The sequence below is a fragment of the Leifsonia shinshuensis genome, from assembly GCF_031456835.1.
Taxonomy (GTDB): domain Bacteria; phylum Actinomycetota; class Actinomycetes; order Actinomycetales; family Microbacteriaceae; genus Leifsonia; species Leifsonia shinshuensis_C.
Map to the genome: position 1 here is coordinate 1,931,865 of NZ_JAVDVK010000001.1, position 19,413 is coordinate 1,951,277.

The following is a 19,413-nucleotide window of genomic DNA, read 5'->3' on the forward strand; positions in this document are numbered from 1 at the left end:
CGAGGGAGCACAATCCCGGCATGAGCAGCGCTGCCACCAGCGCGTCCGACGAGGGCCTCCGCCCGCCGGACGCCGTACCCGAGATCCCGGAGGAGCAGGCCGTGACCATGGTCCACCTGTCGTCCGAGCGCGAGGCCGAACTCCGGTCGCGCGCGAAGGAGTGGATCGACGAGCTCGCCGCCGCCGACCCCGACAGCGACGCGTTCCGCCGCAAGATCACCGGGTTCTCGAGCCTGGGCGTCGCCGAGATGCGCGAGTCGGGGGACGCCTCCCGCCGGATGCTGAGCCGCCCGGCCGCCTCCCTCGCCGCAGCGCGCGGCAAGGCGGTCCGCACCGATCCGCAATACGGCGTGCTGCGCACCCTGCAGGAGTTGCGCGCGACGGTGAGCGACTTCGACCCGGAGTACCTGACCGGACGCTACCGGATGCTGTCCCGGGTTCCGGGCGGCCGGCGCCTCCGCCAGTACGTGCAGCGGTTCGAGTCCGCCCAGAAGCAGCTCGACGGGATCGTCGCCTCCCTGGACCACGGCCAGGAGTGGCTGCGCCGCGACAACGTCGAGATCGAGGAGGAGCGCGCCGCCCTCTGGAAGACCACCGAGCGGCTGAACGAGTACGTCGTGCTCGCCGGTGCGCTCGACCGGGCGACCGTCGACAAGGCCTCCGAGCTCCGGGTCACAGACCCCGACCGCGCCACGCGGCTCGAGAAGGAGGCGCTGTTCCCCATCCGCCAGCGCCGCCAGGACCTGACCGCCCAGATCGCGGTCTCGGTGCAGGCGTACCTGGCCCTCGACGTCATCAAGAAGAACAACGTCGAGCTGGTGAAGGGTGTCGAGCGCGCCAAGACGACGACGGTATCCGCCTTGCGGACGGCGGTCGTGGTCGCACAGGCGCTGGAGAACCAGCGCATGGTCATCGACCAGCTCGGCGCGCTGCACGACAGCACGAACTCCCTGATCGACCGGACCGGTGACGTCCTGCGCCGCCAGACCGAGCAGATCCAGAAGGAGCAGACGTCCACGGCCGTCGACGTCGAGGTGCTCCAGCGGGCGTTCGACAACGTCTTCGCCACGATGGACAGCATCGAGACCTACCGCGACGGCGCCGTGAAGAACATGGCGAGGACGGTGGATGCGCTCGAGCAGCAGGTCGCCCGCTCCCGCGAATATCTCCGCAAATCGCGCCCGGAGGGGACCCGCGCGCCGTAGGCTGCGGCCGTCCGCTCCACACCATCCACTCACCCGGAGGTCACCATGGACCACCTGCACGGTTCCGCCGCCGAACGGCTCGCCCAGCTCGACGAGATCTCGGGAGGCGACGAAGAGGTCTCGAAGGAGTGGCTGACGCACCAGCTGCGCACCACCCTCCAGGAGCTCGCCGAGGCCGAGCCCGTCGTCGCCGCCGAGCAGGACCGGCGCGAGGACTACTGAGCCGCTCACCCGCCCCGTCAGGCGCGGGCGATCCCCGCGATCTGCGTGTTGAACGGCAGGAACGGGGTGTGCAGCCGGTAGTGCTCGACCTGCACGTCCGCGAAGCCGGCCCGGCGCACGGCGCCCTCAAGGTCGCGCTCGCACGAGCATCCCTCGAAGGTCCACCCCCACGGGCGCCGGAACGCCCGCTGGGCCGCTCGCGTCGGCGTGCCCTGCGGCGCAACCACGTGCTCCACGAAGCGGAACGTGCCGCCCGGGCGGAGGATGCGGCGGACCTCGGCGAGCGCCGCATCCGGGTCGGCCACGGAGCACAGCACGAGCGAGGAGATGACGGTGTCCGCGCCCCCGTCCGGCAGGCCGGTCCGCTCCGCCATCCGCTCGCGAAGGTCGAGGCGGATGCCGTGCCCGGCCGCCGCCGCCCTCAAGCGGTCGTGCATGGCGCGGTTGGGCTCGAGGGCGATGAGCGTCGCGCCCGCCGGGAGGTAGGGCAGGTTCGCGCCGACCCCGGACCCGATCTCGACCACGTCGCCCGGCAGGTCCGCGAACACCCGCTCCTTGTGCGGGTGGAGTGCGGAGTCCAGGTACGGGCCCATCGCGTGGAAGAACGCGGAGTTGAAGGGCCCGCGGAGGCGGTGCTGCGGGAACTCCTGCGTCGCCTCGGTGCGTGTCGGCGTCTCGGGGCGTGTCGGCGTCTCGGTCATCGGTTGCTCCTGTCGTCGCGGATCGATGACGCCAGCCTGCTCGCCGCGGGGCCCGCGGGCAGGCGGGGAACTACCCCAGTCAGCGCCGTTCCGCGTACCAGGCCGCGATCTGCGCCCGCGAGCGGAAGCCGAGCCGCAGGCGGATGCGCTCGACGTGCCCCTCGGCCGACCGCTCGTCGATGCCGAGGCGTTCGGCGATCTCGCGGTTCGTGCGTCCCTCCCCCACCAGCGCGGCGACCTCCTGCTGCCGCGGTGTGAGCGTCCCGGCCGGCGTCCGCGCGACGCGGAGGCCGAGGAAGCGGCGGATGGTCGCGACCAGTGCGGGCCCGTCGCCGGCCCACGGGAGGTGCGACCGCCCGGGCAGGACGGCGAGCCGGGCGTCCGGGATCCCGTCGCGGAGCGCCTCCGCCTGCGCGAGGGGCGCCGCCCGATCGTCGGCCCGGTGCACGACGAGGGTCGGCACCGCGACCTCGGGCAGGAGCGGGCTGACATCGAGCGCGTAGCTCAGCTCCAGCAGCGCACGGGCGGTCGCGGCGCTGGACGACTCCCGCTGGTACCGCCCGAACGCCGCGCGGGCGGATGCGGGCGCGTCGGGCGCGAAGATGTCGGTGAGCACGTCGGACCCGAGTCCCCAGTGGGACGCGACGAGGCCCAGGATGTGCTCCCGCGCGCTCGCGGGCGAGATGAGCGGCCCCGAGGCCCACCCGCCGTACAGCACCAGCCGCCGGACCGTCCCGGGATGCGCGGCCGCCCACGCCACGGCCACCGGCGCGCCGAGGGAGGCGCCGATCAGGTCGAACGGTTCGTCGCCCAGCTCCGCCACGACCGCGGCGAGCTGCTCGAGCTCGTACTCCAGCGACGGCGGACGCGAGGTCGGGTCCGAGAGACCGCATCCGGCCCGGTCGTACCGGACCAGGCGGCATCCCGCGGCGAGGCCCTCCAGGAACGCGCGCTCCTCCGGCAGCTCCCACCCGCGCTCCAGGTGACTGAGCCAGCCGGAGACGTAGACCACCGGCCACCCCTCGCCGACGGTGGCCACGGCGATCGCGGAGCCGTCGGCCGTCGTGACCCGGGAGAGGCGCTGCTGCACGCGTCCATTGTGGCCGTCGGCGGCGACGGACGCGACGCTACCGCCGGGCGGGCACTCCCGCCGCGAGCTCCGCCGCCGCGAACCCGTCCGCATCTAGACTCCTGACAGCGAGGAGACGGGAGGACAGGTGCGCGCAGGCAGCGCCGCCACGCGGCCGCGCCACGGGTACTGGCTGCTCGCGTCCATCCCGCTCGCCCTGGCGATCGACGTGTGCTGTGCCGCGTTCCACCGGTTCTGGTGGTGCGCCTTCTACACCTGACAGTCGGCGCAGCGATCGATGACGTGGCGCCGTCGCTGTGGCGTGCCGGTAATGTCGCACCATGACCGACGATGAGCAAAGCTTCTACGTCACCATGTCCGGTGACGGCACGCGGCGAGGTGAGCTACAGGATCCCGCTGCCGTAACCGTGCACGTCGACCCGGCAGTGGTCGGCGGCGAGAAGGGCCACGCGATGTTCGTCGCGGCCATCGAGCAACAACGGACCGCGCTCAGCCGCTACTCCGATGCTCTCCAAGCCGCGGCAGCAGACGTGACGGCGCCGGCGGTGCAGGAGACCGCCACTGCCCTCCACGAGGCGCTGCAGTTCCTCCCGATCGCGCATATGGCGTACGCGGGAGTCGGTTTCCCTACTGCTCGGACGGACGAATCCGCTCCGACAGCGTCTGTCCTGCCACCTGCTCGCGGCGAGGCCCGGCTCGGAGTTCATCCCGACATGCTCACCGCGATTCAGGGCGATCAGTCTCAGCGCTGGCACCTTGCGGGAGAGGAGAGTCTTCCGCTGGCGATCGAGATCGCGCTCGCGACCGACCCCGACCCCGTGGTCCGGGCTTCGTTGCTTGTCGGTTCCTCGATGTCGAGAACGGGCGTGCTGTTGATGGAACAGCGAGAGACCGAGGCTGACTTGCTCCTGCTGCTGGCTCAGCAGAGCTATGCGAGTCCCGACCGGAAGTTCCCATTGGTTCTGGCTGACCTCGCCCCGCGGGAACTGGAGGGCCTCTATGAGCTCCTCGGGTTGGACGATGCTTGCGCATGGTCGATTGGCCCAAGCGCAAGAGCGTAGGGAACGCACGACCGTCCTCGAAGGGCTTCGCGACATCGGTTGGGACGGTTCAGAGGGTCCGGGCGCCCCATAGTCGGGCTTCGCTGAGGGTTTCAACACGCGCCCCGAGCGCCCGCTTGGGGATCGGCATACGCGATCGCTTTTCTATTTTGTCCTGGAGGGGCCCGAGAGGTTATCCGAGGTCCTGGTAGAACCGGATGCCGGCGGCCCGCTAGACGCTCACACATGGCATGCGCCCCATCGCGCGCCGTGCCCGAAGACAGCGAGGCCTTGTCCGCGCCTTGCGCCATTGCCCAATACTCGAAGGTTTGCATATGCAGCCGCGCGACACCACGACCGCGTGACTGATTATCGACGGCAAGGGCAGTAAGTCGCGCCGCAGCGACGTCCAGTTCGATGTGCCAACTGAGGTGACCCGTGATCACACCGAGGATGCGGTTGTAGTCGCCGGCTACCCAACAGCTCGCGCGGTCGTCCGAGTCTTTCCCCGGATGGCGACCTCCGTACTCGAATACGCGAGTTGGCCGAGCAGCGACAGGACAGCGGAAGCGTCCTCATGGGTGACGAGTCGAACCTCCTTCGCCCCACACTGGGGGCGATAGCCGACACCAGCGGAGGGGGACCACTTAGGGTTTGCGCAGCTGCTTTCGACGCACAGAGGCCACCCCAGTTGTGGGGCCATCGTGCCGATAGAGGATCTCGCCTTTCGGCGCTGCACGAGTCGGCATTCGCTGTAATCGCCTGCTTTTAGGTGAACGGCGCCGTCCACGGGCCCGGTTGGACGGCCCCGTCCTCGCGCCGGCTAGGGCGTCTCTCTGAGGGGTTTTTCAGTAGGGGATGGGTTTTCTCAGCGGCTAGTTTGTGGTCACGCTCGCCGCCGTGGGGAGTGCTGGTTTGGTCTCGAGGGGTACGGGCGTGCTTCGTTCTGGCATGGGTGATTTGCGGTCTTCTTTGCGCGTGACGAGTGTGATCGCAGCGGTCGCCTTAGCCGCCTCGGTATTGGTGCCGGTGTCGTTTGCCGCTCCAGCGGCAGCGGAGACGGCCCAGCCGGCTTCCTCGTTGCCGCCGCTGGGCCAGCCCGTGAACCCTACGCTGCATCCGGGCTCGGCGATCACCGCTGCCGGTGGCGTGCAGGCGGACCAGGCAGCCCCGCCAGCAGCACCCGCCCCGTATACGCAGTCGACGGCTTCAGCGGACACCGGGACAGGGAACTACGACCCTTCGACCTCGACGGTGATCAGCCGGTCGGAGTTCGAGACGAATTATCGGAATGCGGATAACACGAAGACGGCGCGGTTTTCGACGCAGCCGTTGAACGTGCAGCGGGATGACGGATCCTGGGTGCCGGTGAAAACGACGGTGACCACAACGAGCTCGGGGGATTTGACGGTTCCAGATAACCCGTTGGACCCACAGTTCGCGGGCACTTCGGGTGGGAGTGATGGCGAGTACTCGGTGTCCTCTGCCGGGTATACGATCTCGTTCGCGTTGCAGGGCGCCAACGACGTGAAAGCGACCCAGGCCACCACTGAGCAGCGCACGGTCTCTGGCGGCTCGGCGTCGTCGTCGGTGGCGTACAACGGTGTCGCCCCTAATCAGGATTTGGCGTATCAGGTCGAGCCGGGCGCGGTGAAAGAAACTGTCGTCCTTAAGTCCCCGCCAACGGACCAGACGGATTGGGTGTGGACAGTTCACGCTCCGGGCCTCACCCTGGGCAAGGACCAGTTCGGCGACATCACCTATGTGGATGCGCTCGGCCATGTGGTGTTCGTGATGCCGATTCCGGCGATGGAGGACTCCTCCGGTATTCCCGGACAGTCCGAAGCCGCGGTCGTCAACGTCCCCGTGACGGTCGCTTCGGCCGGAGGTGACGACTGGACACTCACCCTGACCCCCGATCAGGCTTGGTTGAACGACCCGTCCCGGGTGTACCCAGTGTTCCTGGACCCCTCCACCGCGTCCAGTTACGCGAACGACGCGCACTCGTACGAGAACACTGGCACCTCCTTGACCGGTGTCGCCTACGTGGGCAACTCCCGTGCCGGTGGGGACACGATCTGGCGGACGGTGACCCACTTCAACTACGAACAACTGTTCGGCTACCACGTCATCGGTGCCGCGTTGGATGAGTGGTACGGCGGCGACGGAACCACTAATGCGACCATCGGCGCCGTAGATTATGCGACCGCTTTTTCGTACAACGGCGTCGGCAGCTATTTGTCCGGTATTTCGATTTCCGCCGGCTCCTCAGGGTCCGGAGTCGCGCAGGATGCCGGCTTGGCGAACCAGCTTTCGGCGTGGGTCGATGCTCGCTCTTCGGGGAACTATCTGATGCTGGGCGGGCAGGAGTACGCCGGCCAGTACACTTATAAGTCGTTGGGTTTGGAGATGTTCATCTCTTACGAATCCAAACCGACGATCGCGGCCACCCAGGTGAGCGTGCAGGACCCGAACGGGTTCGCCGCAACCACCTCGTCCCCGCAAGGCGGGGCCACCGTGCTGGGATCTTCCACCCCGACGCTGACGACCTCGTTCACCGAGGACTCCGGTAATGGTGGGGCGGCGGTGAACCGCTGGTATTCGGTGTCGACGAACTCGAACATGACCTCGCCTTTGTACCAGTCAGGGTGGACATCTTCGGCGACCATCATGGTGCCGCCGAAAGTGTTGAACCCGGGGGTGGTGTACTACTGGCAAGTCGAGGTGGAGGACGAATATGGCGCCACCGCGGTGTCGCCCATCTATTCGTGGAAGACCTCACCAAATCCAACCATCGCCGCTGGTTCGACGTTATCTCCCGCGGATTCATCGATTGTTGCCTCGACCACACCCACACTGACAGCGGTGACGGCCACGGCTACGAACGGGCACGCGCTGGCGTATCAGTTCCGGGTCGCGACCGGCAGTGACGGGGTGTCCGGGCAGGTTGTCCTCTCCGGGATCATCACTCCGGTAAGCGGGGTGGTGACCTGGGCAGTGCCCGCGCAGATTCTGCAGGACAACAGCTCCTACACGTGGGCGCTCGTGGTCAACGACGGCTACGACGACTGGATCAACTCGGCCCAGCGAATCACGATCAACCGGCGCGTCACCTCTCCTGGGCCGGCACCGACCGACACTGCCGGACCCGTCACCGTGAACCTGGCCAACGGGAACGTGTCAACCACTGTGGCAACACCAACGGTGAACACGGTCGGTGGGGCGATGGGGTACTCGCTCTCCTACGACTCGCAGCTGTCTTCGAACGCTGGGCTGAAGGGCACCTACTGGAACATCACGAGCAGCCCTGCCACCTTCTCTTACACATCGCTGCCGTCGAACCCGGTGCTGGTGCGCACCGATACGGCGGTGCAATTCAACTGGGCCTCCGAACTGCCCTCTACCGCTGTGACGGCGACCAACTTCCAGGCGCAGTGGACCGGTTTCATCACCCCACCGGCTGGGACCTACAATTTCGGTTTCCTCTCCGATGACGGGGCGGAACTGAGCCTGAACAACACCCCGATCATCACCGACAAGTGGACCGACCACCGCGACACCGCCGTCGGGTACGAGACCGCCGCGTCGCAAACTCTCGTGGTGTCCGGGTCGGGTAGCAACCTGACGGCGAAGCTGGGCGCGAACCCAGTGCCGTTGCCGCTGCCCATCACGGTGAACTACTACCAGCACAACGGCGCCGCCATGATGAACCTCTACGTCGAGCAGACGTCCGTGGCGGGTTCCAGTCAGACCGTTCCCGCGAACTGGTTCACCAAAACCGCGGACGCCCTGCCGCCCGGCTGGTCGGCATCCGCACCCATCGCCGGTGACGCCGGCACCTACGTCGCTGCGAAGAACAACGGCGGCTCGGTCACCATCACCGACGCCGACGGCGGGACCCACGTGTTCACCAAAACCTCTACCGGCGGCTACACGCCACCGCCGGGGGAGAAGACAACCCTGACCACCGACCGCACCGGGGCACTCACCCTCACCGGGGAGGACGACACCGTCTACCGGTTCACCGCCGCCGGACACCTCTCCTCCGCCACACCCGCCGTCGACGTCGGCTCCAAACCCGCCACCCCTGTGCCCGCCTACGTGGACTCTGCCACGCTGAACAATGCGCTGCGCTCCCTTTCGGACCCGCTCTCCAACACCGCCACCTCCGGCGCGCCCTCCTACGCGCGGGCCGTGTACTTTGCCTACAACGGCGACACCTACGCCAACCTCAACATCCCAACCGCAGCAGGAATTACCACCACCGGCAACGTCTGCACCGCCCCTAGCGCTGGGTGGGGGAGCCCGCCCCCCGGGATGATGTGCGCGATCCTCTACCCGGACGGCACCACCACCCAACTCGAGTACGGCACCGACGGGTACCTCCGCGGTGTCCTCAACCCTGGCGGAGCCCTCACCCTCTTTGGCTATGACAGCACTAGTGGGTTGCTCACGTCGGTCCAAACGTCCACCGGATCCGACTGGGCCGCCCTCAACACCACCGGCGGAACCCCGCAAACACTCATCGGATACGACGATCAAGGCCGCGCCACCAGCGTCACCCTCCCACACCTAGACGGGGTCACCGCGCCAGGCAAAACCTACACGTACGCCTCCATGGCCACACCAGGGCAAGACGGCACCTCCTATATCGACGTAGCCGGTCTTACTCCACCTGCCGGCGGCATGGGACACCAAGCCGCAGTCACCTTCGACGCCGCGCTCCGCAAAACCTCCGCCACCACTGCGTCCGGGCTCACCACCCGAACACTGTGGAACAACCACGACAACGTGCTGGCAACCCTCGACCCGCAAGGGCACGAAACCTCGACCGTCTACGACACACAAGACCGACCCACCGACAACTACGGTCCCGCACCCGCCACCTGCTTCGGCGCCACCTCGAGCCAACCGTTCGGGCCAACCTCACTCGATACCAACGGGTCACTCGACCCGGCTGATGGACCCCAACCCGCCTCGATCAGCGCATGCGCAGCCATGAACGGCACCGCGATCGCGCACACCTCCACCGGATATGACACCAATCTCTCCGGACTCGCCGTCACCTACTACAACAACGTGAATCTCGCCGGGACCCCAGCCGGATACGGACAGATTTACAACACCGCAGGCGGTAACACGCAGCAAATCTGGTCCGGCGCCCCTGTTGCCGGCATGGGAACCACCAACTGGTCCGCCCAAGCCAGCGGCCTGCTCACCTTCACCGGCGGGTCAGGCAGTGCGTGCCAGAACTGGACCATCAGCGCCTACACCGACAACATCGTCCAGATCTACCTCAACGACGTTCTGATCCTGAACGCCCCCTCCACCGGCACCTACTCCACCACATACTGCGCGGTCCCCGGTCAGATCGCCCGTCTCAGAGTCGTCTACGCTCACGCGACCGCCTCCACAGCCACCCTTCGCTTGGCATGGGTCGCACCCGGCGCAGGAAGCGTTTACATCCCCGACAGCTCCCTCGCGCCCGCGTATGGCCTGAAAACTGCTTCGCGTATTGATGAGTCTGCGCCAAGCGGGATCAGCAGCCCCAACGTCCCCTCCGAGAGCACCGCCACCAGCTACGCGTTTCCGTGGTTCGGCACCAACACAACCGACACGGTTGACCCAACCGGTCTAAAGCTGGCGTCGGTGTCGACATCTGAGAACCCTGGTAGTGGCTATTTGCGTCCGACAACTGCCACGAAGCCAGCCGGAAGCTCGACCACTACCGCCTACTACGGCGGTGCGACAAACCCGAGTATCTCGTACGGCGCCGCCCTCAACATCACAACCGCCGTCTGTGGTGTGCCGGTGGGTACCCCGCAAGACGGGATGACTGCATCTGTGTCAGAACCCGCTCCTGCGGTCGGGGTGGCCGCCGTAACTAAGTTCATCTACGACTCAATGGGAAGAGTCGCAGCAACACTGGCACCGGGAGACACGACCTGGTCCTGCACAACCTACGACGCCCGAGGGCGAGTTACCTCCGAGACTTTCCCCGCTTACGGAACCGAGGCCGCCCGAACAGTCACCTACGGCTACACCGGAGACGGCACCAACGGAACCACAAACGGAGACCCTCTTACAGGGTGGGTGCGAGACTCGAGCGTGTCATCAGCGCCCACAAACGGCACGATCTACACCACAACGGCCCTGAGCGGACCGACAATCCGATATGTCGACTCGTGGGGCGCCGTCACAACAACCGCTTACAACCAGGCGCTGCAATCCACCTCATCGACAACCTCTCTCCCTGACGGCACCAGCCATACCGAGGGCTACACGTACAGCGACGACGGAGCGCCGTTGACCGTTTCCGAAGACGGCGCCCCGATCGCCCAAGCCACCTACACCACGGGGACGCTGACAGGCGTCAGCTACCCGTCGGCCAACGGTGGTTCCGGGAACGGCAGCGCCGGCACGTTCGGTTACGACCCCACGGGGGCCGGTATCAGCGCACAATGGGCCTTCCCGACGGGGGACCCGATCCAAGACAGCCATGTGCTGTCCCAACAGGGCCGCATCGTGCAAGACATCCTCACCGACGGATCAACCGCGTACACGTCCACATACGGCTACGACGCTGCCGGACGCCTCACGAGCGCGAACGTACCCTACAACCAGCTCAGCTACAGTTTCGCCGCGACAGGTGGGTGCGGCGTGAACACCGCCGCCGGACAGGACGGCAACCGGACATCCTTGGGCGACATTCTGACGCCGCCCGGCGCATCAAGCGCTACTAGCACATTCGGGACCACCTACTGCTACGACAACGCCGATCGGCTCACCAGCGACACCATCAGTGGAGCCCCGACTAGCCCGGACATCGTCGCCGGGACAGCGTTGACCAGCGCAAACCTCGCCTATGACAGCCACGGCAACATAACGCAACTCGGCAGTGAAGCGCTTACCTACGACGACTCCAACCGCCATACGCAAACGACACTTGCTGACGGAACGACCGTCAGCTATCAGCGAGACTTCGCCAACCGCATCATTCAAGAAGTACAAACGCCTGCCGGTGCAACGGCAACCGAACTCCACTACGTCTACACGGGAAATAGCGACACCCCTGCGTTTACCTTGACCAAGGCGGGGGTAACGCAAGAGCAGACGATCGAGTTACTCGGCGGAGCAACCGTCTCCCGCACCGCGAGCGCGCAGACCTGGTCTTACCCCGACCTTTCCGGCCACGACATCGTCACCGCTGACCAAACCGGAACTCGACAGGGTAAGGTCGCCCTCTATGACCCCTTTGGGGACCCCATCGACCCCGCTACCGGAGTGATCGGAAGCACACACGCCGATCAAGCAGCACCACAAAACAGCACCACCCCGAACACGTCCGTCGGCTACGACGGAAAGTACGGCAAGCAGTTCCTCACTCTTGACGGCATCGATACCATCGAAATGGGAGCAAGACAATACGCTCCCCTGCTCGGGCGATTCCTCTCTATCGACCCCCAGGCCGGCGGAAACGCCAACGACTACAACTTTCCCGACGACCCGGTCAACCACTCCGACCTCACCGGCCAGCGCAGCATCACACCTTTCGGCTGCGGCTCCGCCTGCGTACCAAACGGAGCAGCCATACAAGACGAGGCGCTCGCGACTGTAGCGGTCAACGGCGCTGAAGTCGTCGGCATGATCGGGTCGCTCCCAGACGACCCGGCTGCCGCGGAACTCTCCGCCCTCTCCAGAACGATGAAGGCGGAGGGCGAATCGATGGCTGCCGCGGCGGCTAAGGCGGCGGTGCACGGCAATTCGAAAGCTAGTACCAAGACTGCCTATCTTTATCGTCTGGAGACAAGCCAGGGGCAGTATCTGAAAACGGGAATTTCCCAAAACCCGTTCAAGCGCTATACGCAGAAGGAAATGCAGGGGCGCCAGCTGACAATTCTCGACCAGGGTTCACGCGCCGATATGCTAGCGAAGGAGCGAGCGATCGTCGAAGTCAACGGCGGTCCACTGAATCGCGAGCCGTGGTCCTCATGGCGGAGGAGAGCGTTTTGACCGACCTGAGCGAATCTGGCGAGCACCAATACTTGAGTGCCGGTGCGATCGTTGGCGGCCAGCGACCCTCAGCTCGCAGGTGGTCTGAAACGTATAGAGCTTGGGCCAAAGCGTTAGAAGTCGCCTCCGAGGACATGAGCGGCCCGCTTTCAGTGTCCTTTGTATTCCTCGTGCCTGGCGAAATCCTTTCAGCGGACTTCACCGAGCCCAAGATCACGGCCTTCAGGAGAAAAAAGCAACAAATCGAGATTCAGATCCCACTTTCGGAATCCGTTCCGGAACACCCCTATGACGCCATGACGTTGGAGGCTTTGAGCGCTCTTACTGTGATCGAAGAGTGGGCGCGGAAGCATAAACGGGTGGAGGATGTCTTGCCAGTGCGCGCGATTGTGGCGTCTCTCAAGCGCTCGAATTGAGATCCCCTCAACCCGAATCAGTCCATAATCTGACATAAGATATACTATCGGCGACGCGCGTGGGCAAGTTGCGACCATGCCGTTGGGAATACGGCGCTACGGCAACATCGGATACGCAACGCCCGCTAAACGATCCCCTAGCGGCGTGCTAACTAGGTGGCGACTATCGCGACCGCCACCAGATGAGACTGGAAATGGCGGCGCCGACAGAGCTTATCCCTGCGATGATGCCGATCGTCCACCCGCCAGCTTCATCCTGAGGGCTCGGCCTGATCGCTCCATAAACCAGTCCGGCGATGATCGCGGCGAATGAGAGGCCGACCAAGCAGAATGCAACGACGCGTGCTGGATGCATGGGAGGAGCATCGCACGACCCTGAGATCGATACGCAGAGAGCGAAAGAGGATCGGCTTGCGCACCTGCGTCTAGAGACTAGACCACGAGCGGAAAGAGACGGCTACGGGGCTTTCGGATCAGGCTCGCTCTGCGACCAATCGTTGTCCTCTGGGGCATCCGAGTTCGGGACGGTGTTCCAGAAAACCCGCAGATCCTTACCACCATTCGGGCCTAGTGGCTTGACCGCCCAATCCAGGAACTTCTCGCCTCGTTCGCCCACAAGGACAGTATGGCGCGGCCGGCGGCCGCCGATATGTCCGCTTCGAAAATCCCGCGGAGCGCTCGCAAGCCGATCGCCAACTGCTGCCTCGTGCCTTTGTGTCGGTGGTGCGAATTACGGTCAAAGCCGTGGCAACTCTCAATGACCTGCGCCGGACCGCCGCTGTGTTGCCCGGTAGCGAGGAGCGAGCGACGACGGGCGGTGCTGCGTGGTTCGTTCGCGGCAAGCCGTATGCGTGGGAGTGCCATCCGTGGCCGAGCGTCCCCGCTGACATGCGCGAGATAGTCGCGGCCGAGCTCGTCGTCGGGGTGAAAGTGGCCGACCGAATGGACGCGCTGGCTCTTATCGAAATGGCGCCCGACGTGTTCCTGCGCACCACAACCCCCTGGGGTCAGCCGAAGGTCGCCTTCCGAATGGCCGGCATCGAGGAAGACCATCTTGTGGAACTCGTGACGGAGGCGTGGCGGGTGCAGGCTCCGAAGTATCTGCGGCGAGAGTTCGACAACCTCGGCGCTTAGAGGACCGGTCAGACAAGGATCCGCTTCCGGGCGGGAACTTGATCGTCTTACCAGCAATTCGTGCTTGTACCCTCGCACCGTGGAAACCTATGTGACGCTCCCCGCTCTAAGTTCCTATGTTCTTGAGGAGAGCTGGGTTCTTGCCGTCACAGTGCAGCCGGCTGTAGTGACACTTGATGTGGACCTCTGCTATGCAGCAGATCATCCGGAGTTGCGTCCTCCGCGCGCTGGCGAATGGGCATATTTCCGCGAGGCTCGATCCGATTTATTGGTGTCACATCGGTAACTTGGCAAGAAATGGGCCAGCGAGCCGCAACCGATGGCTCGGGCCAGAGCGACTGGGGACACATCGATTCGTTCGAATGGGCGGGAACGGCGTTCACGCTCGAAGGAGATTTTGGCGTCGTTCAGCTACAGGCGGCGGCGGTGAATGTTGATCTCACCGGACCCGCATAAGTCTGTACGCGGCCCGTAAGACGATCGGTGAGCGGGCGACGACGGGCGGTGGATTCCATCACGAGACGGCGACTCGCAACTCAAGAGTCCTACACCCCCGCGGCCGCTACTTCGCCCGTCTCTACCTCGCCTGCAGGCTCGAGGACCAGAGCCATGATCCCCGAATCTGACACGTGCGCGGGCTGCGCCGGCCGGAACGACATCGGCACCATGCCGGTGTCGAACAGGCGCTTGCCCGTGCCGAGGGCGATGGGATACACCCACAGGTTCAGGCGATCCACGAGCTCCACGGCGAGCAGGCTTCGCAGCAGCTCACCACTACCCCACAGGTGCACCTCTTCGAACTCGTCGCGCAGTCGCCCGACGGCCGCCGCATCCAGCAGCACAGTGGTATCCGCCCAACTCGGATCCTCGACGGTTCGCGAGACCACGTACTTCGGAATGGCGGCGAACTTGGCCGCCACCGGATCATCGGTCGACTGGAACGGCCAGTATGCGGCGAAGATGTCGTAGGTGCGACGGCCGAGTAGGAGCGCGTCGGTACGTTCGATGCTCGCCAGGATGGAGGCGCCGGTCGCGGCATCCGTATACGGTGCCTGCCAGCCGCCGAATGCGAAGCCGTCGGTGCGGTCCTCGTCGGGGCCTCCGGGTGCCTGATACACCCCATCGAGAGTGAGGAAGAGGTCTGCTGCGATGATGCCCATGTCGTCTCCTTCCGTCGGCCCGCAACCGGACGGCTTGCTCCGACGCCTCCATCTTCAACCGAATGTTCGACGTCGTCCAGCGCAACGCTGTCGCCATCGCCGTCCCTGGAAGAGCAGAGACGGTTGCGCCTGCGAACCGATTAGTCGAACCGCGCGTTCACCAGTTGAGGGTCAATCCGTTACACGCATCGGGAGTGACAATTGCCGATCCCTCAGCGTGCAGTCGGTCCGCCATCGCTTGGCAATGGGCCGTCGAGAGGTCAGTCGGCCCGAGGACGCCAATCGCGCCACTTGCGATCCCATGGCACTTCGCCGTGTTCCAGGGCACTCTCGACAGCTACACACGAATCGAGGATGCGCTGCGCGTCGTGTTGCTCGTAGACGCCCATCTCGAGAGCCAGCTCCAACTCGTCGTGGTCCTTTCGCTCCCACGAGCGGAAGTCGGGTGAGACAAGTAGGTCGAGAGTCTCATCCATGGTGTCGAATCCGTGCTGGGTACGGATCAACGGCTGCTGGAAGTTGACGTACCACGACATCACACCGAGTTCGGCGGTGACGGGTGCGAACACCTCGAATGGTTGCCCGGTGGGAGCGATTCGAAGCATTCCCGGCGCGTGGAACTCTTTGGGGCCAAGTTCCCATTCACCCGACAACCACATCGAGAATGTACCGCGCCCGTGCTGTGTGCCGACGGGGTAGTCGATGATCGTGCCGGGTTCGAGGTACGAAACGAACTGGGCCGCCGTGTCTTCGATGACGACGACCGGGCGAGACGTCCAGACACGTCCACGCAGGACCTCGCGAATTGCGATCCGTTCTCCTAGCCGGAATCTCCGCAAGGGGGGCAACATCCCCTTACCTTAAGACATTCGGACTGCGCCGCGTCCGATAGCCGATCGTTCAGTGGGCGTCTTTCAGCACGGTGTCAATCCACTCGTGTCGGACGAGACCGTCGACGTCGCTGCGTGTGAACCAGCCAGTCTCAAGCAGCTCCTCGGTCTCCAGCGTGAGAGCGCAGCTTGGTAAGCGACATTCGAAAGCGGTTGTGACATAGGCGACGCGATCCCCATTGGGATGCACCGTCTCCAGAAGCGGCCCGCCGTAAGCACCGATAATCGTGCCGAGTCCTGGCGTTACGCCGAGTTCTTCGAGGACTTCCCGAGCGACGGCCTCGTGCGGCGTCTCCCCAGGCTCGATACCGCCGCCGATGAGACTCCATCGCTCGGTGTCCCGCTGTCGTGCTAGGAGGAAACGATCACTGTCGCGGATCACGGCCGTCACGCCGGGCAGGAGTAACAGATCATGTCCGACACGTTCGCGTAGGGATCGAACGTAGGGCGACATCGGCATGGTTCGACCCTAGCTTTTGCAGCACATTTCCGTGGTGGAGTCCTACGGGCCGCGACCATCTGCGCAGGTAGCGCTGGAGGATCGGTCAGCGTGCGCCTCGCGGGTGCAGAAGGGCGAGGACCTTGGCATCGCTGTCGAGGATTTCAATGACCGCGACGGAGTTGGCAGTTTCGCGGTTGCCCTCCGTCGCAGTCACTGATGGGCCAAGGGTCAGGTGCGGGCGGTATCCGTCTCGCCAGTACGCCGGTTCTTCCGGAACGAAACCCGGGAGCGATTCGAGCTGATCCGTAAGTCGCATGTGGACGCTGACCGCCTGTCCAGACTCCACGAGCCGGACTCGCACATCGTGGTTCGGTCCGAACAGCGCCTCTTCACCGAAGCGAACGTTCAGCGGTACAGCCGCTGGGGCGGCTTCGGTGACAACCTCGATGATCTGGTCAGGGGTCGAGGCAGTGGTGAAGTTCGAGGCGAGGGTGATGTGCGCTGGCCATGCTCGGCGACTGATAGTCGCGCCGATTTCGAGCGGATGGAACAGTGCGACAACGGCGTAGCTCCTCATGAGCCGACCCTATGGCACGCGAAACGCCGGAAGGCGGATTCTCCTGTGCAGGGTGCTCTGTGCGCGACCCTCGGGAGAAGAATAGTTGCGTGGACAACAGCGAGTGGTGGGACCTACGGGATGCCGCCGGGGTTCAGACGGGTGAGGTGTTTCTACGGGGTGCTCCAGGCTGGCCAGGCGGGAGGTACCACCTGATCGTCGCGACCTGCGTGTTTCGGGACGACGGAAAGGTCCTGCAGACCCAGCGCGCACCCGGCAAGGAGTTCGAGCGCGGATGGGAGTTCCCCGGCGGCAGCGCATTGGCGGGTGAGACTAGTCGTTTCGCGGCCGGCAGAGAACTCGAGGAAGAGACCGGCATCGCGGTCCCGCCGTCGGACCTAACCTTGGTTGGTCGCTTCATTGAGGAGTCCGCGTTGCTCGACTTCTACGTGGCAGCGGCGCCCCCGCATCACCAGCTGCGCCTTCAAGTAAGCGAGGTCATGGCAGCCGACTGGGTGTCGTATACGGAAGTAGAGCGACGGATCAGTGCGCGGCTCATGGCTCTGCCGTGGAACGCGCGCCTCAAAATGCTATGGCCCGAGGCGACAGCAGCGATGAATGCCGCCCGATGACGGATCCTCTAGCGGGACGGTCTTCACGTCTCCTATAAGCCAGCCGGACAACGTACTTGGCGGAGATCGCGGACAATCTTCCGGCGGGAGCGCCTGAGAGGCGGTCGCTCGGGACGATCTGCACGAGGCGTCGACGACCCCGACAGTGGTCACCGGTTCACGTTCCGCCCGACCCGCTCCGCCACCTGCACCCTCCCGTCCTGACGGATGCGGCGGCGGCCGCGACGCTACGGCCGGGCCGGCACTCCCGCCGCGAGCTCGGCGAAGACGTCGACCGCGTCGTCGTGCCGGGACAGGCCGGCGGCCTGGCCCATCCAGAGCGAGAGCAGTTCGGGGTCGCCCAGCTCGGCGGCCCGGCGGCGGAAGACGCCGGTGAGGATGTTCTGCAGCGGGAAGGACGCACGGGTCCCGCTCTCCTCGATCGTGCGCACGGCGCGGTTCGGGAGGCCGCGAGCGGGCCGGCCGCTCATCGAGCGCGTGAGCACGGTCTCGTGGGCGAGCGCGCCGCGCATCCGCTCCCGGTGCACGGGCGGTGCGACCGACTGCTGGGTCGCGAGGAACGCCGATCCGACCTGCACTCCCGCGGCGCCCAGCGCGAACGCCGCCGCGACCCCGCGCCGGTCGGCGATGCCTCCTGCGGCGATGACCGGCACCGAGACCGCGTCGACGACCTGCGGGATGAGCGCCATGCTTCCGACGAGGCTCGCCTCGGGAGCCGCCAGGAACGACGGCCGGTGCCCCGCGGCCTCCAGACCCGACGCGACGATCGCATCCACGCCGCCCGCTTCGAGAGCCTGCGCCTCCGGCACGGTGGTCGCCGCCCCGATCACGCGGACTCCGTTACGGTGTGCGCGCTCGACCACGTCGGCCGACGGCACGCCGAACACGAAGCTGACGGCGGCCGGGCGGGCGGCGAGCACGGCCTCCAGCTGCTCTTCGAACGGCGGGAGGCCGGGGACGGGCCACGCCGGGGGCTCGACGCCGGCCTCGGCGAACAGCCGGCCGAGGTCGGCGACGGCACGGTCGAACTCGGCGCGGTCGAAGCCGTCGCCGGGAGCCCGCTCGCCAGGACCCTGGTAGGGCAGCCACAGGTTGAGCGCGAACGGCCGGTCGGTGCGTTCCCGGATCTCCGCCGCCACGGCGGCGATCCGCTCCGGGCCGAGCCCGTACAGGCCGAACGACCCGAGGCCGCCCGCGCTGCTCACCGTCGCGGTCAGCTCGACCGAGGACAGACCGCCGAACGGGCCGAGCACGACGGGTGTCTCGATGCCGAGCAGCTCTCGCAGGTCCGGCATCACGCGACCGCCTCGTCCTGCAGTCCCAGCAGCATCATCGAGCTCCGCCACAGGCTCTCGAGCTGCGCGGGATCGTTGTAGAGCTTGGCGAACAGCACCAAGCCCTCGATCTGGGCGACGATCGCCTTGGCCGACTCGCGGGCGTCGGCGACGTGCAGGTCGCCGGCGGCCTCCGCCTCCCGGAGCGTCGCCTCCACGATGTCGATCTGCTCCTCGAAGATCTCCTGCAGCCGTGCCCGCACCGGGTCGTCCTGCGTGCTCAGCTCGAGGGCGAGGTTGCCGAACAGGCAGCCGACCACCGCGCCCGTGCCCTTCAGCGCGTCGCTCTGCATCTGCGCGGTGGCCACGAAGAGGTCGCGCAGCCGGTCGACGACGGGAGCCACGGAGGTGAGGATGCGCATCCATTCGCCTCGCTGCCACTCCCAGTGCCGGTCGACCACCTCGAGGGCGAGCGCCTGCTTGGAGGGGAAGAAGTAGTAGAAGCTGCCTTTCGGCACCCCGGCGGCCGCGCAGATCTCCGCGACCCCGATGCTGGCGTATGAGCGGCGGCCGAAAAGGTCTGCGCCCGCGGTGAGGATGCGCTCCCGCGCGTCGGATGTCCGTCCCATGGTTGCAAT

Annotated in this window: 16 protein-coding genes and 1 pseudogene; 8 read left to right on the plus strand and 9 right to left on the minus strand. The window is 65.8% G+C overall.

What is annotated here, in order from left to right; genetic code table 11:
• The first annotated feature begins 20 nt into the window (after positions 1-20).
• A complete protein-coding gene (locus J2W45_RS09445; RefSeq protein WP_310131107.1) occupies positions 21-1,205 on the plus strand; it encodes a toxic anion resistance protein in 1,185 nt (394 codons plus the stop codon).
• A gap of 45 nt (positions 1,206-1,250) precedes the next feature.
• Positions 1,251-1,427 carry a hypothetical protein gene (locus tag J2W45_RS09450; protein WP_310131110.1) on the plus strand — a complete coding sequence of 59 codons (177 nt, stop codon included), beginning with the start codon at positions 1,251-1,253 and terminating at the stop codon, positions 1,425-1,427.
• A 17-nt stretch (positions 1,428-1,444) separates the two neighbouring features.
• Here J2W45_RS09450 and J2W45_RS09455 read toward each other — a convergent pair whose 3' ends face one another.
• Positions 1,445-2,128 carry a class I SAM-dependent methyltransferase gene (locus J2W45_RS09455; protein WP_310131112.1) on the minus strand — a complete coding sequence of 228 codons (684 nt, stop codon included), beginning with the start codon at positions 2,126-2,128 and terminating at the stop codon, positions 1,445-1,447.
• A gap of 79 nt (positions 2,129-2,207) precedes the next feature.
• A complete protein-coding gene (locus J2W45_RS09460) occupies positions 2,208-3,218 on the minus strand; it encodes an alpha/beta fold hydrolase (RefSeq protein WP_310131115.1) in 1,011 nt (336 codons plus the stop codon).
• A gap of 127 nt (positions 3,219-3,345) precedes the next feature.
• On the opposite strand from J2W45_RS09460, the gene J2W45_RS09465 reads away from it, so the two are divergent.
• Positions 3,346-3,477 carry a hypothetical protein gene (locus tag J2W45_RS09465; RefSeq protein WP_310131117.1) on the plus strand — a complete coding sequence of 44 codons (132 nt, stop codon included), beginning with the start codon at positions 3,346-3,348 and terminating at the stop codon, positions 3,475-3,477.
• A 61-nt stretch (positions 3,478-3,538) separates the two neighbouring features.
• Positions 3,539-4,279 carry a hypothetical protein gene (locus tag J2W45_RS09470; RefSeq protein WP_310131119.1) on the plus strand — a complete coding sequence of 247 codons (741 nt, stop codon included), beginning with the start codon at positions 3,539-3,541 and terminating at the stop codon, positions 4,277-4,279.
• Positions 4,280-4,371: 92 nt separating this feature from the next.
• Here the strand turns inward: J2W45_RS09470 and J2W45_RS18425 are convergent.
• Positions 4,372-4,749 (minus strand): annotated as a pseudogene (locus tag J2W45_RS18425) (GNAT family N-acetyltransferase); the annotation flags it as partial.
• Positions 4,750-5,236: 487 nt separating this feature from the next.
• Between J2W45_RS18425 and J2W45_RS09475 the strand changes: the two are divergent.
• The 3 genes from J2W45_RS09475 (at position 5,237) to J2W45_RS09485 (ending at position 13,821) form a co-directional block, all read left to right on the plus strand.
• Positions 5,237-12,271: a PA14 domain-containing protein gene (locus tag J2W45_RS09475; RefSeq protein ID WP_310131122.1), complete on the plus strand. Its 7,035-nt coding sequence runs from the start codon at positions 5,237-5,239 to the stop codon at positions 12,269-12,271.
• On the plus strand, positions 12,268-12,687 hold the full coding sequence (locus J2W45_RS09480; protein ID WP_310131126.1) for a hypothetical protein: 420 nt from the start codon (positions 12,268-12,270) through the stop codon (positions 12,685-12,687). The genes J2W45_RS09475 and J2W45_RS09480 overlap by 4 nt, the downstream gene beginning before the upstream one ends.
• Positions 12,688-13,431: 744 nt before the next feature.
• A complete protein-coding gene (locus J2W45_RS09485; protein ID WP_310131129.1) occupies positions 13,432-13,821 on the plus strand; it encodes an MmcQ/YjbR family DNA-binding protein in 390 nt (129 codons plus the stop codon).
• A gap of 545 nt (positions 13,822-14,366) precedes the next feature.
• On the opposite strand, the gene J2W45_RS09490 is transcribed toward J2W45_RS09485, so the two are convergent.
• The 4 genes from J2W45_RS09490 to J2W45_RS09505 all read right to left on the minus strand — a co-directional run bounded on the left by J2W45_RS09490 (position 14,367) and on the right by J2W45_RS09505 (position 16,890).
• The gene (locus J2W45_RS09490) at positions 14,367-14,981 is read right to left on the minus strand and encodes a dihydrofolate reductase family protein (RefSeq protein WP_310131130.1); all 615 of its coding nucleotides are present in this window, start codon (positions 14,979-14,981) and stop codon (positions 14,367-14,369) included.
• Positions 14,982-15,241: 260 nt separating this feature from the next.
• Positions 15,242-15,832, minus strand: coding sequence for a DUF402 domain-containing protein (locus J2W45_RS09495; RefSeq protein ID WP_310131132.1), 591 nt, complete (start codon positions 15,830-15,832; stop codon positions 15,242-15,244).
• Between the two features lie 49 nt (positions 15,833-15,881).
• Positions 15,882-16,331 carry an NUDIX domain-containing protein gene (locus J2W45_RS09500; protein WP_310131134.1) on the minus strand — a complete coding sequence of 150 codons (450 nt, stop codon included), beginning with the start codon at positions 16,329-16,331 and terminating at the stop codon, positions 15,882-15,884.
• 85 nt (positions 16,332-16,416) lie between these two features.
• On the minus strand, positions 16,417-16,890 hold the full coding sequence (locus J2W45_RS09505; protein WP_310131135.1) for a 2'-5' RNA ligase family protein: 474 nt from the start codon (positions 16,888-16,890) through the stop codon (positions 16,417-16,419).
• Between the two features lie 89 nt (positions 16,891-16,979).
• Here J2W45_RS09505 and J2W45_RS09510 point away from each other — a divergent pair, with 89 nt between their 5' ends.
• A complete protein-coding gene (locus J2W45_RS09510; protein WP_310131139.1) occupies positions 16,980-17,501 on the plus strand; it encodes an NUDIX hydrolase in 522 nt (173 codons plus the stop codon).
• Positions 17,502-17,728: 227 nt separating this feature from the next.
• On the opposite strand, the gene J2W45_RS09515 is transcribed toward J2W45_RS09510, so the two are convergent.
• The gene (locus J2W45_RS09515) at positions 17,729-18,796 is read right to left on the minus strand and encodes an NAD(P)H-dependent flavin oxidoreductase (protein WP_310131142.1); all 1,068 of its coding nucleotides are present in this window, start codon (positions 18,794-18,796) and stop codon (positions 17,729-17,731) included.
• A complete protein-coding gene (locus J2W45_RS09520) occupies positions 18,796-19,404 on the minus strand; it encodes a TetR/AcrR family transcriptional regulator (protein WP_310131145.1) in 609 nt (202 codons plus the stop codon). The genes J2W45_RS09515 and J2W45_RS09520 overlap by 1 nt, the downstream gene beginning before the upstream one ends.
• Positions 19,405-19,413: the final 9 nt, after the last annotated feature.